This is a genomic window from Oxynema aestuarii AP17, from assembly GCF_012295525.1.
GTDB classification, from domain to species: domain Bacteria; phylum Cyanobacteriota; class Cyanobacteriia; order Cyanobacteriales; family Laspinemataceae; genus Oxynema; species Oxynema aestuarii.
On sequence record NZ_CP051167.1, the window covers coordinates 5,695,821 to 5,710,167 of the forward strand.

A 14,347-nucleotide genomic window follows, 5' to 3' on the forward strand; every position below is an offset into this window, starting at 1 on the left:
AAGTTCTTCCTGTAGATAGATTTTAGTCAGTTTAAAACCGAGATAAAGTGAATGGTAAATATAAGCTAAAATCGCAGTCATTGTCAGCTAAATATCGGAAAGCTCAATCTCTAGTTTAAGAAGCGGTAAAGAAAAGACGAGTTCCTCTCAGCCTCCCGGTAATTGCCCAAAAATAGTTGATTTTAGGGATTTTTAGGATAAAATAGGTTTAATTTACCTGCTGGCCAACACTGAGATTTTAAAGTGTTAGAATGCAGTTATTTAAGCCTCAAAAAAGCTTGACAGGGCGATCGCTGCAGTTCCATCGGGATCTTAGTGATGAACGATAAGATTAAATCGATATCAACGCTTTTAAAAATTGAATCTGCGATCGTTTATACCGATCGCCAAAATGGAGGAAGGACGATCGCCTTCAGGGGGAACGCGCCACGAACGATCGCCTCAATGAAAACTAATTCAAACATCGATTGCCGCGAATCCATCAAACATGCGTTCGCGTTCGCGCAGCGTGCGCCTTGCGCTTAGCGACGCCTCCAGCGTATCGCATCGTCTTCGTCTGCAAGAGAGTGACTGGGGGGAATTTTCATCCGTCGGGAAATGGTGGGGGGTTTGGGCATCGGACCCAAGCCGGGTGTATCGGCTAAAAAATAAGACCGAATAACTGATACTAAGTGGTTTTAGTATTTGCAGCTCACAGGTCAGGTAAAATAATCCAAGAGGTAATTAATATGGAGATCGATACAGCCGTACCGCGCGATCGCCGCTCTCGTCATCACGGTAAAGAAGTATCCCCAGCAGTATCCCCGTCCGTCTCCTTGTCAGGGAGCACCACCGTCGCCACCGTACCGAAACCACCGGAGCAGACTCAATTCTTGCGGTGTATCGAAGCGGCGGAAGACTTGCTGATCCAGTACGACGCGCGATCGCGCTCTTCGTGGGTGAACCCGGCGGGAGCCGCGCAACTGGGGATCTGCCCGTCCTCGGCGATCGGTAAAACCAATGGGGAGCTCTTTGGTCAAGCGGGAGAAGTCCTCGATAAGGCCCTCGCACGGGCGATCGCCACTGGGGAAAGCACCTCGATCGCCCAAGAACTGGCGACCGCAAAAGGACGACAAACTTATAACTTTGTATATACGCCCGTGCGCGACGACGCCGGAGAAATTTGCGGGGCGATCGCCATCGGTAGAGACCTGGGACGCCTGAACGCGGATTCTCGATCCGATCCTCCGCCCCATTCGGGACAGGTCGAAGTGGCGTTAGAACAAGCCGAATCCCTGCAAGATGTCAAAGCGCAAGCGCGCGAACTCGCCAACGCCCACCAACGCCAGCACGCCTTAGCCACGACCATCGACAACATCCGGCGATCGCTCGATATCGAGACGATTTTTAACACGACTACTCAGGAAGTGAGACAACTCCTACAGTGCGATCGCGTCGCCGTTTATCGCTTCAACCCGGACTTTAGCGGCATCTTCGTCGCCGAATCGTTCGCCGAAGGCTGGAAAGCCCTCGTGGGGAACCTTCCGGTGATTGCGGACAGTTACCTGCAAGAAACCCGAGGCGGACGCTACCGCCATAACGAAACCGTCGCCGTCGCCGATATTTACAACGCCGGACACGCCCAATGTCACGTGGAAATGCTCGAAAGTTTCCAGGCGAAAGCCTACGCGATCGTGCCGATTTTCCACGGCGAAACCCTTTGGGGACTGCTGGCGGCGTATCAAAATGACGGCCCGCGCCAGTGGGAAGCTTACGAGGTCGAACTTCTCGCCCAGATTGGGGTTCAGTTCGGCGTCGCCATCCAACAAGCCCAATTACTCGATCGCACCCAACGCCAGAAAGAAGAACTCACCCAAACCCTCAACGAGTTGAAACAAGCTCAAACCCAACTGATTCAGTCGGAAAAAATGGCGAGTTTGGGGCAACTGGTCGCCGGAATTGCCCACGAAATTAACAATCCGGTCAATTTTATTTATGGCAATCTCACCTATGTCGGCGAATATATTCGCGATTTGCTCGAACACGTTCAATTGTACGAGCAGTATTATCCCGATCCTCCAGAGGCGATCGCCGAACACGCCGAAGAGATGGAATTGGAGTTCTTACAAGAAGATTTGCCCAAAATCCTCGGTTCGATGAGGGTCGGCGCCGATCGCATTCGCCAGACCGTGATCTCGTTGCGGAATTTTTCCCGCCTGGACGAAGCGACGGTCAAAGCGGTGGATCTCCACGAAGGACTCGACAGTACCTTACTGATTTTGCAACATCGCCTGATCGACCCGGCCCACGGTCCGAGTATCGAGTTAGTGAAAAATTACGGCAAGTTGCCAAAAGTCGAATGCTACGCCGCCCCCATCAATCAGGTATTTATGAGCTTGTTGGGGAATGCGATCGACGCGATCGAGTCCCATTTTGCCAGTCAAGGGGATTCGAACAACGGCGAACGGGTCAAACCGAAGATCGTTGTCGAAACCGCTCCCCTGGGTAAGGATCGCGTAGAAATCCGCATTCGCGATAACGGTCCGGGAATGAGCGAAGCGGTGCGATCGCACATTTTTGAACCCTTTTTCACCACCAAACCTGTCGGAAAAGGCACCGGATTAGGATTGTCGATCTCCTATCAAATTATCGTCGAAAAACACGGCGGTCAGATCGAGTGTCACTCCCAACCCGGTGAAGGAACCGAGTTCGTGATTCAATTGCCGCGAACCCAAGGCGCTTGTGAGAGAGTCGGGAATCGGGAATAGGCTGTCGGACGGGTGGCGGCGGGCAAGATGCCCGCCCCACGGAGGGTCTATCGATCCAAGCGTTCGAGCAGTTCCTTCGCCGCCGGATAAGCGGCGGTATCTTGGGGAACGAGCTGCGCGGCTTGAGTGGCGGTAGAGAAACGGCGACGACTGGCGCGATATTGGGCAATTTGCAAGATCGTATCGCTCCAGCGCTCGATTAAGGTGCGCGCTTGCTCGTATTGGGGCTGTCCCGGCGTAATTTGGCGAGCGAGGGCGATCGCGCGGTTGTAAGACGATGCCTGTCCCCGCCGGACGAGAGATTGGGCTTCTTGCAAGATTTCCCGATTTTTCTCGGCAATTTGCGCCTCTCGCTCCCATTCAGGCATCCTGGCTTGTACTTCTTTTTGTAATTGCGGGCGGTCTTTCGGGACTAATTTACCCGCCGCGACGGCGCCTTCGTAGTTGCCTTGTTGGGCGCGACTGATGGCAATATCGAGAATAACCGCTCCCCAGCGATCGATATCTTTCTGCGCTTGGGCGTAACGCGGATCGTCTTTTGGTATGTCGCGGGCTTCGGCGATCGCATAGCTGAATTGATGAGCCTGAGCGGGTTCTAGCGGTGCCAGCGCGCGATCGAGGTCTTCCGTTTCTCCAGGGCTACCCGTGGCTGTATTGTCTTGGTTTCCAGTCGGGGCTGGGGTTTGAGGGGTAGCAGCAGTGGTGCCATTGTTATTCCCCGTAGCAGCAGTGGCACCGTTATTATTCCCCGTAGCAGCAGTGGTGCCATTGTTATTCCCAGTAGCAGCAGTAGCGCCGTTATTCTCCCCAGTAGCAGCAGTGGCGCCGTTATTGCCTTCGTTATTGTTCCCAGTAGCAGCAGTGGCGCCGTTATTCTCCCCAGTAGCAGCAGTGGCACCGTTATTGCCTTCGTTATTGTTCCCAGTAGCAGCAGTGGCGCCGTTATTGCCTTCGGTATTATTCCCAGTCGTGTTCGTTCCAGCCGTTGCAGGGGTTTCGCTATTGCCAGTCGTTCCCGTATTTCCAGCCGTTCCCGTCGTCGTCGTTCCGATCGCCCGAACGGGTTCGCCGTCACCTGTAACTTGCTCGGTTGGCGTTTCCTCCTGCCCCTCGGAATTGACCATTTTGACTAATTCCGGCCAAAACAGACCTAAAAGAATGACGAGAGCGACTAAACCGCCCCAAAATAGCCAACCTGCTATGCTGTTGCTGCGATTTTCCTCATCGTCGTCGCTGTCGAGGGGGGCGGGAGGAGGTTGGATGGTATTGCCAACGGGAGAATAACCCGTATTGTCGATATTCGGATCGGCCCAGCGCGATCGCCGTTCCCGTTCCGGGTCAAAATAAGGCAATTCAATACGGTTTGTATTGCTGGCGGTTTGGGTGGGGGTGGGGGCAGATGGCGCCAACTCCTCACGAGGCGGCAGGTCTGCATCGTCGTAACCCGAGTGTGACGCCGTCGTGGGGATCCCGGTTGCCATGGCGGCGAGTTCGCGATCGCCTGCATTCATAGCCCCCGCCATCACCAGTTGGCGCGGGAGGAACACCAATTGCAGTTTTTCCGGGGGATGGGCGATCGTCAAGGGGTCTTGACGGGGGCGACAGTGACGCTCGCATAATTGAGGGAGACGATCGCACAAGAGGCGATCGAGACTTTCGAGGTTGTCCACGTCCCCGGATCGTAATGCTTCGAGCAAAGCGGCGGTAAAGAACCCGTGTTGTAGCGCCCCGGTTTCCCGAGAAAATTGTTCGTGCTGACAGGAGAGGATCGTGGGAATTTGCATTTCTCGGGCAAATTCCGCCGTCGATCGCCCGATTTCCTCCCCCGCACTGGTTCCCATCGCCCGATTCATATCGAGGACGACGAGAATTTTATCGGTGGGACAGGCGTTAAAGGCATTGTAGAGCGATCGCATCGAAATGCCCGTCGCGCCGATATCGTCGGGGTTACCGTCAATAGGCATCAAGTAGTCTTCGCCGCGCCAAGTGACGCCGTAACCGCTAAAGAAGAACCACAAGACATCGTCGGATTGGAGTTGGCGATCGCAAAATTCCTCGATCGCGTCGCCGAGGTTGGCTTGAATCGGATAAATCAAATTACTTTGCAGTTCGATGGAACTGTCGGTCACCAATAAGGTGCGTTCCCCTGCAAAGCCCCGATTTTGGAGTAAAAATCGCGCCAGTTCTTCCGCGTCTTGCTTGGCGTATCCTAACGGCTGTAAATATTTATATTCGTTAATCCCAATAAAGATACCTGCATGAGTTGTCATTGTCGCTTCCCCACTCGTATTTAAAAATAGAAAGACTCAAACCCAATTTTAAGGCGATCGAGCCGACCTGTACGCGAACCCTATCCGACCGTCGTGCTTCCCCATTTTAGGGGAGTAATGCTGAAATCGTAGCGTCGATCGCCCCAGAATTCAACGAACTTTCAGGGATCGCAGACGATTGAGGGCTAGCGCCAGTTCAAAGCGGCGAAATACGGCCAAATCTCCCTCGGGAAAGGGGGTTAACCAATGCGACCCTTGGCTATGGATGTCTTCGACGACCCGATCGACGATCTCGGCGAGCGATCGCCGCCCGTCGATATATTTATCTCGATATATTTATCTTTGACATAAACCATGGCCGCCGCGATCGACTGGGTGCGCCAAGGGGCGGCAGCTATTCCCGATGAGAATTACGAGATCCCTGAAAATACCGTCAACAGTCGGAGGAAATGCGACAAGCAGAAACAGAATGGATTTATACACAATGCGATCGCCTGCAAGAAAGTTCACAAGGGTTATTAAAAATTGTCGAAGTTGGTGATATTTTAATTCAAAAAAATAATCATAGATCGACGGTATGTTGAACATAGTCAACCGATGACGCAACTCCCTTTCAACAGCATCCACAAACATAACCTTTAGAGAGACAAACGCCTGACTTAACAACTTTAGCCAACGGAAGCGTTTCAACTTACATTCCGCAGTTCATAAAAATGAAAAGAAGAGGCATAGTAAAGCGGACAAGCCTCTGATAGATCTGTTGAAAAAGAGCTGAGGCGTCAAAAAATTCAGCTTCAGTTTCAATTCGCCATTTCACCCCTTTGACTTCTGCGAACAGAAACATGGCAGCGAACGGGCGATCGCTTGCGCTGTTCCGAATAATTTCTGTCTGCCACAGACTTTAAACGTTGAGCTTCCGTAACAAAACTAAAAAGTTTCGATCGTGCCAAATCGCTCTCGACAATTCATAGGTCGTGCAGCACGATTGAGTTTCGATTGTAGCATGTTATATTAACGAACTCAGCCCCATCCCAATTTTGGTAAATATCGGGTGATTTGCGATTTCTCAGGCAAAACTCATTCGAGTTCCCTGTAATTGAGATAACATCACAAGAGCGATCTCGCGATCGCCCTTCTTGCACCCACAAACAGTACAGCCGATGATTCAGACCTCGATCTCCCCCTTTCAAACCAAACTCGGAGCCCCCTTAACCAAGCGCCCCATCAAAGTATTGCAAATCAATTTAGGCAAACGTTGCAATCTCGCTTGCACTCATTGCCACGTAGAAGCCGGACCGAAGCGCACCGAAGAAATGACCCCGGAGGTTTGCGAACAACTGATCGAAGTAATCCGCCGTTTCGAGGGGATTGAAACCGTCGATTTAACCGGGGGTGCGCCGGAAATGAATTATGGTTTCAAACCCTTAGTCGAAGCTGCGCGGGAAACGAATAAAGAAGTCATCGTCCGTTCTAATTTAACCATTTATTTTGAGCCGGGATATCAAGACCTTCCCGAATATTTTGCTCGTCATCAGGTTCGCGTCGTCGCTTCGCTGCCGTGCTATTTAGAAGATAACGTCGATCGAATGCGCGGTTCGGGGGTATATGACGGTTCCATTCGGGCTTTGCAATGGCTGAATCAATTGGGGTACGGCAGCGACCCGAATTTAATCCTCGATTTAGTTTACAATCCCCCGGTTCCTACCGATCGGGATAAGTTTAGTTTACCCCCACAACAACAATCCTTAGAAACCGCTTACAAAACCTATTTAAGGGAGAATTTTCAAATCGAGTTCGACCGTTTACTAACGATTACGAATTTACCGATCGGACGCACGAAATTCCACTTAGAAAAACACGGTCTCAAGCGCCCTTATTTAGAATTTCTCGAAGCCAATTTTAACCCCACCACTGTCGAGAATTTGATGTGTCGCGACGAACTCTCCATCGACTATCTCGGTAATGTTTACGATTGCGATTTCAATCAAATGGAAGGACTTCCAGCGCGCACAAAAAGCGGTGAAGCGCTCACGATCGCCAAACTGCTCGAATGGGGAACGCTAGAGGCGAGCGATCGCGTGCAAACGGCTCCCTATTGCTACGGCTGCACGGCGGGTTGCGGTTCGAGTTGTGGTGGGTCGCTGGTGTGAGACCGCACCGCAATTAAAGCATCCGGTTTCTGACCGATTGAGGGGAAAGGATAGAAACCGGGTGGCTGGGTGCCTACGATCTACGCGGTCAATTAACCGATCGCCAAGGTTTAACAAACGCCTTAGTTCTGAGGAAAACCTTACCCGCGATCTGCAAAAACATTCTACATTACAATTTTTGTAAAACCGATAACACGGCTATGCAAGTTTGTTATATTATCCAAATTAATTTGGATTTAATGCGAGGCGATCGAATGGCATCTCAACTGACGAAAACCAGTAAACCGCTCTTTTCTCAACATTTCCTCGATCGCCGCATTCAAGAACTTCCAGAAGCGCAGAACGCCCAGATTACGCGCTGTTTGCTTCTGAAAATCTCAAAAACGAAGCATTTTTGGTTCGAGAAGACGAAACGGCTTTTTACCATAAAGTGACGGCGATCGCAGAAGCAAAGTATTGGGAACGTGCGCTGAGTAAGGTTTCTAAAAACGACAAGCGCGATCGCTTCAAAAACGACAACCCATCGTTTCAGATTGTTAATTATCTAACGGGGACGGGCGTTGACTGGGGAGTCTTGACCAACGGACGGGAATGGCGACTGTATTACCGTCAAGGATCCTCAAAAGCGAAAGAATCCTATCAAATCGATTTGGTGGAAATTCTCGAATCAGAAAAAGACGAACCGGAGCAATTAGAAAAATTTAAATATTTTTGGCTGTTTTTCCGGCGCGACGCCTTTGTGAAAGACGCCTATGGAAAAACCTTTCTCGATCGCGTGCGGGAAGAAAGTACCACCTACGCCACGGAAGTGGAAGCCGAATTGAAAAAACTCGTCTTCGAGCGCGTGTTTCCCGATTTAGCGGGGGGATTCGTGGCGGCGGCGTATCGTCGGGGAGAGACGCCGGGACCTCGCGCAGTTTACGAGGCGACGCTATCGTTTCTGTATAAAATCTTGTTTTTGCTGTACGCGGAAGGGAAAAACCTGCTTCCGAGTCAGTTGGAGGCGTATCGCGAGTATAGTTTAATCGGGATGACGCAGGAAATCGCGACTCGCATCGATCGCGCCGCCACCTTCAGTCAGGCGGCGACGGGATGGTACGATAAACTCCTGAGTCTGTTTCACATTGTCGATCGCGGGGATGCAGTGTTACAGGTTCCCCGGTACAACGGCGGCTTGTTTCATCTGGCGTCGGCGACAAATGGCGGAACGGAGTCGAACGAAAACGAGTTTCTGCAACAGACGCTGCAACCGATTTTGAAAACGCGGGTGGCGCAGTTTGAGGCGAAGATGGCGGAAATTGAGGCGGTTCGATCGCAAATTGCCAAATAGGCACGAGAGTCAATATCCTAACCTAATTTAGGACAATAAAAAAATGGAGAATAGGAGATTCGAACTCCTGACCTCTGCGGTGCGATCGCAGCGCTCTACCAACTGAGCTAATTCCCCGTGGCCGAACCTTTGCTATCCTAGCATACGCTTTAGAAAAATTGAAAGGGCTGGCCGAAAATTTTTTCAAAATTCCTAAAATCGCTGCTAGATCGAGGCTTCCCCGGTCTCTCAAGCGACGGGGGCGTAAACTTGCTGGATGCGATCGAGTTCGAGGTCGCGCAAGTAATCCACAGTCCAGTTAGCTTGGCGCTGGAGCATGTGAAACGGGTAAGTATTGGCGACGCCGACCACAGCAATTCCGGCGCGTTTGGCCGCTTCGATCCCCGGGGGGGTATCCTCGATCGCCAGACATTGAGACGGTTTGAGGTGTAAGTCCGGATAACAATCATTCAGACGGGCGATCGCCCGTCGGTAGCCGTCCGGTTGCGGTTTGCTCGTGGTCACGTCATCTCCGGCGACGATCGCCGAAAAATATTCCGCTAAATTCGTTCGATGCAAAACCAACTCAACTTCCGCACGCAACGCCCCGGTCACGATCGCCAACTTCAATTGAGCGCCGTGCAACTGATAAATTAACTCCGCCACCCCGGGAAAAATTGGCAGTTGCTCCATCTTCTCCAACGCTTTGTGATACGCCTTCGCCTTGCGCGCCACCAGTTCGTCTAAATAATCGTCGGTGACGAAGCGACCGCGCGACATCAACAGCTCTCGCAAGCAGGCGCGATCGCTCCGTCCCAGGCAAATTTCGCGAAATTCCCCCGGTTTGGGGCGTAAATTCTCCTCGATCAGCAACTCCCCGATTAACTGTTCGTGTAAAGGTTCGTCATCGACAATCACCCCGTTGAAATCGAATAAAACCGCTTTGATACTCATCGCTTTACCCTCTCGCTCAATAACTCGGCGCACTCGCCCAAGTCGGTTCGGTTCGGTCCGGTTCCGCTTCCGTCGCCGTCGGTTCCCCGGGGGCGATCGGTTTGACCCCGCGCGTCAGTTGGTTCAACCCCCACACCTGTTCGGTTTGCACCGCGCCAAATCCTGCCGCCCCCATCCAGGCGTCTACACTGCCTCGGGCGTATTCTTGGAGATACGGCTCTTCAAAAATGTCCATCATCCAGGGATTGTCCCGTAGGGTGTGCTGATGACCGTCGAGAATCAGCACCTCGCCGCCGACGCGCAAGAGGCGATAACTTTCCTTGAGGATCGCGCGGGCGATCGCCTCCGGGGTTTCGTGAAACAGCAACGATGCCGCGACCACGTCGAAGGATTCGTCATCAAATCCCGTCGCTTCCGCTTTAGCGTGAACCCAGGCGATTTCGACTCCCGCTTCGCGCGCCTTGCGATCGCCCATCACCAGCATGTAGGGCGACAGATCTAACCCCACCACCTCCGCGTCTGGAAATGCTTGTTTCAGCATCAGCGTCGTCGAACCCGTCCCGCAGCCGAGATCGAGAATTCGTCGCGGACGGGCGCGGATCGAGTGGATAACGCTTTCTCTGACCCAAGTTTCGTTAGGGGGTAAGGCGTATCGAGTAATCGGGTCGTAAGAGGTCGCGGCGGAGGCATTGAGGTAACCGCCTTCAATCCCGTGGAAGTTTTGACGCTGGTAGTACGCCGGATAGGTCAAGTTGGGCTGGCGGAGGCGATCGGTTTCGCTCTCCCAATGGATACTACTGTTCAACTCGCGCACTTTATCCCAATCGACAAACCAGCCGCTAATCGGGGCGAGAAACTGTTCAAAAATTGTTTTTTTCTCGGACATCGAGATCGAGTCTCCAATTTTAAAGGTGCAAGTTATGGGAAAAAATCTGGTGGCCGACTGCCAAGCCGTCCGGGCGATCGCCCGTCAGATCGGTCAGCTTCTATCACAATTTTAATAAACTTAGCGAAAGTTAACGAAATTTATTGCAAGTTGGGGCGATCGGGAAGAGATCGACCCCAGATCGACCATCAAAAAAGGTAGGCGCAGAGCCTACCTCAAAGATGCAAGATCGATTTTCAATAGGGACGGACGCCGTTAACGAACCGAGACCACAACTCCAGCACTCTCATTGGCGAGGCGGTCTGCCGCACAGAGGGCATAAGTTCCCGGGGCTAAATTAGCGCTCGTCGTTTGGGCGTTAAAAATCTGTTTCAGTTGCCAGTTATTGCCCACCTGTTGGTAAAGCGTCCACGAACGCACCTCGTTGGAACTATCCCGATTCCAGGTCAAGTTACGACCGTTGAGGCTGACCCCCGTCGGACTTTGAGGGGGCGTAGCATCCAACCAAGGCATAGTCGGGGCCAGGGCGGGAGTCGTGTAGAGCTGGCTGCGGAAGCGATCGTTAACGCCGAGGCGATTTTCCTTAAACACCTTCATGCTAAAGAAAATATTCCCCAGAGAGAGCTTATCCGCACCCGCGCGGGAGATTTCCACCTGACGCTCGAACTCGGAAATCGGCCAAGAGCTCCCATCGAGTTTACTCAGATAATTTCCGGCGTAAATATGGCGGCGGAAGGGGTTGTGATCGCTCCACCACTGTAATAAAACCGGATAACTTTGTTGGGGCGGATCGATGCGCCAGTACAGTTGAGGGGCGAGGTAGTCCACCCAGCCTTTTTCCAGCCACAGTTTGACATCCGCATAAATTGCTTCGTACTGGTCCATCCCCACAATGCCGGGGGCTTTTCCGGGACGGTAAATCCCGAAGGGGCTGATCCCGAATTTCACCGAGGGTTTCTCGGTTTTGATACCTTTCCAGATGCGTTCGATGACCTGGTTGACATTTTGCCGCCGCCAGTCCGACACGGAGAGGGTTCCGCCTGCTTGTCGGTAAGCGTTATAAGTTTGCGAATCGGGGAATTGAATCCCTTCTTTGGGATAGGGATAGAAATAATCGTCGAGGTGGATACCGTCCACGTCGTAGCGGCGCACCACGTCCATAATCACGTTGTAAACCCGGTCTTGTACGGGTTTGGCGCCGGGGTCCATCCAGATCAGATCGCCGTATTGATAGGCGTATTGCGGGTATTGGGCCGCCATGTGGTTGGGGCCGTAGGGATATTTTTCCCCGCCCATTTTGGCGCGGTAGGGGTTAAACCAGGCGTGCAGTTCGATGTTGCGTTTGTGGCTTTCGGCGATCGCAAATTCCAGAGGATCGTAATACGGGTTCGGCGCTTTCCCTTGAGTTCCCGTCAGCCAACCACTCCACGGCTCGATTTCGGAAGCGTAAAGGGCGTCCCCATTCGGTCGGATTTGCAAGATCAAGGCGTTGAGATTGAGTTCTTGCATCCGGTCGAGGATGTTGATTAATTCCGCCTGTTGTTGGCTGACCGACAAATCGGACCGCGAGGGCCAGTCGATATTGACCACCGAGGCGACCCAAGCCCCGCGAAACTCGTGTTGATGATTGACCCCAATTTTGGGCAGGAACTGGGCGGCGGGGGCGGGTGCGGGGGTAACGACAGGTTCCTCGGGTTGCTCCATCGGCGGGGGTGCGGGAAGAGGTACGGAAGCGGGATTCGGTCTCGCGATTTGGGTTGTGGTTTCTGTTGCCGTTTCTGGGGTAAACGGGACTGAGGCGGTCGGTTCGTAAGCGAAAGCGCGAGTGGCGCTGGTTGCGAGTAACAGCAAGCAGCCCCAAATCGCAAATTGGGCGGCGAAACTGGGTCGTTTCCGGAAGACCGTTTGTAAGGAGTGCTGGTAAATCGACCAAAGTTGTTGGAAAAGCCGGAATATGACCCTAAATAAGCGGGTAAGTCGCATAGATTTGGAATTTTTCAAGTTCGATCGCATCAATTTCATAAACCTTGATTGAGCGGTGTACCCCATATTGAAAATCGGCAATCGTTACATAAGTTAACCCACTTTGGGACGGGAAATATCGTTTTCGGGAAAAATCGTTTGGGAGGGAAAGGGAGTCCGAAGCGGGTGGGGAGTGGCAAGAGGGAAAATGGGGTATCGATGGAAAATACAGGCGATCGCCCTCACCATCCCGATAGTTTAAAGGGAATTTGGCAGCGAACCAAATCGGGATCGGTGGAGGATTGAATCACAAAGACGAGTCCAGTTGTTGCAGCAAGAGGGCTTCTTTGGGGGGTTTCCCGTTCGAGGATGGGGTTGCGCCGGATCGATTCAGGAGCTAAATCAAGGCCGAATCGCTTGTAGGCCGTGCTTTTCGGCGATCGCCATTCCCGCTCAAATGCCCGATGTTGCTCGAACGCCATCGATGGAGGTTGACCCGATCTTTTGACATTTTAGCTAACTTGCGATCCGCCGATCGCCCCGGGGATTGCGATTGCGTCTTAGGGAGTGGCGATCGTGTTTTATAATGATAATTTAGATAGTTTTGATAATAAATTCGACAGGCGATCGACAACATAATTTTAATGGCAATAGCGATCGCGATACAGGAGTTCAATCAATGGCCGACCATAATACCGACAAAAATCCCAAAGATCGAGATCCGAATCAACCTGCCAGTCAAATGACGCGCTTGAGTAATCGTACTCCACGTCCCCGCCCTGTGGGTTCCAACAACAATCAAGATGCGGAAAAAGATTTAATGGGTTATATCGACTAAAGTTTAAACGATGAAGTGGGCGATCGGCGATCGCCCACTTCTCAAATTTAATGCTTAAATCATAGGGCGATCTTTTCATGAGGCGATCGCCCTTATTTATCGACTTAACTTTTTTCGCAACTTATCGACTATCCCCCGTCCCCAGAGTTTCATCATTCGCCATCGGGTCAATTCGGGAATGGTGGAACTCCACTGGTGACGACTATCAAAAAACTCGTTAATTTCTTCCAAAATTACTCGCAAGCGATTAAGAATATTATCCGTGCGGTATTCGGCGAGTAAAGATTCATCGAATAAGTTGGGATCGGGCTTTTCCAACACCCTTAAAATTCTTTGAATGTCGTAATCTGGAGAATATCCGGCAATTTTATAACTGTTAAATCCCGGATCGAGATAATCCGAAAGCCCACCATTAATGCTGGAGAAAACATAACAGCCACAGGCGATCGCCTCCAAGGGTTGCAATCCAAATCCCTCGCTGACCCCTTGTAATGCCCAATATTGAGCGGAATCGTAAAGATAAATTTTAGCGCGATTGAACAATCCCGGCAAATCTTCAATGTAGGAATTCACCACAAAAACATGACATTGTTTTTGCAAAGCTGGAACTAATCGATCGAGCAAATAATCGGAAGATTTACGCGCCTGTACTAAGACATCGATATCGCGATCGCAGTTAAAATTTTTAAATTCATCGCCGATTTGATTGGGTAAATAATAAATTAAATTATGGGGTGCTTTTTGTCCCCAATATCCCATGGTATTGCGGCTAACTGTAATAATAGGAATATGAGCGGGAATGTGGAAGCCATACCCGGCACTATGAGCGTGATAAATGACGGGATATCCTCGGAGGCGATCGGCCAGTTTGGCAACATCGAAGCCCCAACTCATGACAAAAATAATCTTATTTTTGATATCGGTTAAACTCGGATCTTTTAAAAGATCGTCCAAAAAAATACGGTCTTTTTCTCGCTGTCGATAAGTAACAATTTCCGCCGGACAAATATGTTTGGCGAGATTAAAGGTTTTTAATTCTGCCCACAACCCACCGCAGGCAAATTGACCAGTAGTTCCGGGTACTAAAAAATAGAGTTTTCTCACAGTTTTTTACAGACTTTTTTGGGGTTAGTCCAACTAAAGTAGTTTACATTTAATTGAATATAGCAATTCTCAGTTTGGCGAAATTCATCGCTATTTTAGTGGATTTCCGTTCCCATGGGAATGACAA

General features: G+C 51.2%; 12 protein-coding genes and 1 tRNA gene. 6 read left to right on the forward strand and 7 right to left on the reverse strand.

Translation table 11 applies throughout. The annotated features are described in order from the left end of the window. Window positions 1-728 precede the first annotated feature (728 nt). A complete protein-coding gene (locus HCG48_RS22755; protein WP_246259709.1) occupies window positions 729-2,747 on the forward strand; it encodes an ATP-binding protein in 2,019 nt (672 codons plus the stop codon). Window positions 2,748-2,794: 47 nt separating this feature from the next. Here HCG48_RS22755 and HCG48_RS22760 read toward each other — a convergent pair whose 3' ends face one another. Continuing rightward, a complete protein-coding gene (locus HCG48_RS22760; protein WP_168571220.1) occupies window positions 2,795-5,017 on the reverse strand; it encodes a caspase family protein in 2,223 nt (740 codons plus the stop codon). Window positions 5,018-5,167: 150 nt separating this feature from the next. Further along, on the reverse strand, window positions 5,168-5,353 hold the full coding sequence (locus tag HCG48_RS26955; RefSeq protein ID WP_375339348.1) for a hypothetical protein: 186 nt from the start codon (window positions 5,351-5,353) through the stop codon (window positions 5,168-5,170). Window positions 5,354-5,371: 18 nt separating this feature from the next. On the opposite strand from HCG48_RS26955, the gene HCG48_RS22765 reads away from it, so the two are divergent. The 3 genes from HCG48_RS22765 (at window position 5,372) to HCG48_RS22775 (ending at window position 8,497) form a co-directional block, all read left to right on the forward strand. Beyond that, window positions 5,372-5,539, forward strand: coding sequence for a hypothetical protein (locus HCG48_RS22765; RefSeq protein ID WP_168571221.1), 168 nt, complete (start codon window positions 5,372-5,374; stop codon window positions 5,537-5,539). A gap of 638 nt (window positions 5,540-6,177) precedes the next feature. Beyond that, window positions 6,178-7,167, forward strand: a complete 990-nt coding sequence (gene arsS / locus HCG48_RS22770) for an arsenosugar biosynthesis radical SAM (seleno)protein ArsS (protein ID WP_168571222.1) — start codon at window positions 6,178-6,180, stop codon at window positions 7,165-7,167. 394 nt (window positions 7,168-7,561) lie between these two features. Beyond that, entirely contained in the window at window positions 7,562-8,497 is a 936-nt protein-coding gene (locus HCG48_RS22775; protein WP_246259711.1) for a hypothetical protein, read from the forward strand. A 44-nt stretch (window positions 8,498-8,541) separates the two neighbouring features. On the opposite strand, the gene HCG48_RS22780 is transcribed toward HCG48_RS22775, so the two are convergent. The 4 genes from HCG48_RS22780 to HCG48_RS22795 form a co-directional block, all read right to left on the reverse strand. Further along, a tRNA-Ala gene (locus HCG48_RS22780) sits at window positions 8,542-8,614 on the reverse strand. 111 nt (window positions 8,615-8,725) lie between these two features. Next, complete coding sequence (locus HCG48_RS22785) at window positions 8,726-9,430, reverse strand: HAD family hydrolase (RefSeq protein WP_168571223.1); 705 nt, start codon at window positions 9,428-9,430, stop codon at window positions 8,726-8,728. Between the two features lie 16 nt (window positions 9,431-9,446). Then, window positions 9,447-10,316 carry a class I SAM-dependent methyltransferase gene (locus HCG48_RS22790; RefSeq protein ID WP_168571224.1) on the reverse strand — a complete coding sequence of 290 codons (870 nt, stop codon included), beginning with the start codon at window positions 10,314-10,316 and terminating at the stop codon, window positions 9,447-9,449. 255 nt (window positions 10,317-10,571) lie between these two features. Beyond that, complete coding sequence (locus HCG48_RS22795; protein ID WP_168571225.1) at window positions 10,572-12,299, reverse strand: glycoside hydrolase family 10-like protein; 1,728 nt, start codon at window positions 12,297-12,299, stop codon at window positions 10,572-10,574. Window positions 12,300-12,347: 48 nt separating this feature from the next. Between HCG48_RS22795 and HCG48_RS22800 the strand changes: the two genes are divergently transcribed. Beyond that, a complete protein-coding gene (locus HCG48_RS22800; protein ID WP_168571226.1) occupies window positions 12,348-12,584 on the forward strand; it encodes a hypothetical protein in 237 nt (78 codons plus the stop codon). A 373-nt stretch (window positions 12,585-12,957) separates the two neighbouring features. After that, window positions 12,958-13,116 carry a hypothetical protein gene (locus HCG48_RS22805; RefSeq protein ID WP_168571227.1) on the forward strand — a complete coding sequence of 53 codons (159 nt, stop codon included), beginning with the start codon at window positions 12,958-12,960 and terminating at the stop codon, window positions 13,114-13,116. 96 nt (window positions 13,117-13,212) lie between these two features. Here HCG48_RS22805 and HCG48_RS22810 read toward each other — a convergent pair whose 3' ends face one another. Next, the gene (locus HCG48_RS22810) at window positions 13,213-14,220 is read right to left on the reverse strand and encodes a glycosyltransferase (protein ID WP_168571228.1); all 1,008 of its coding nucleotides are present in this window, start codon (window positions 14,218-14,220) and stop codon (window positions 13,213-13,215) included. Between the last annotated feature and the right edge of the window lie 127 nt (window positions 14,221-14,347).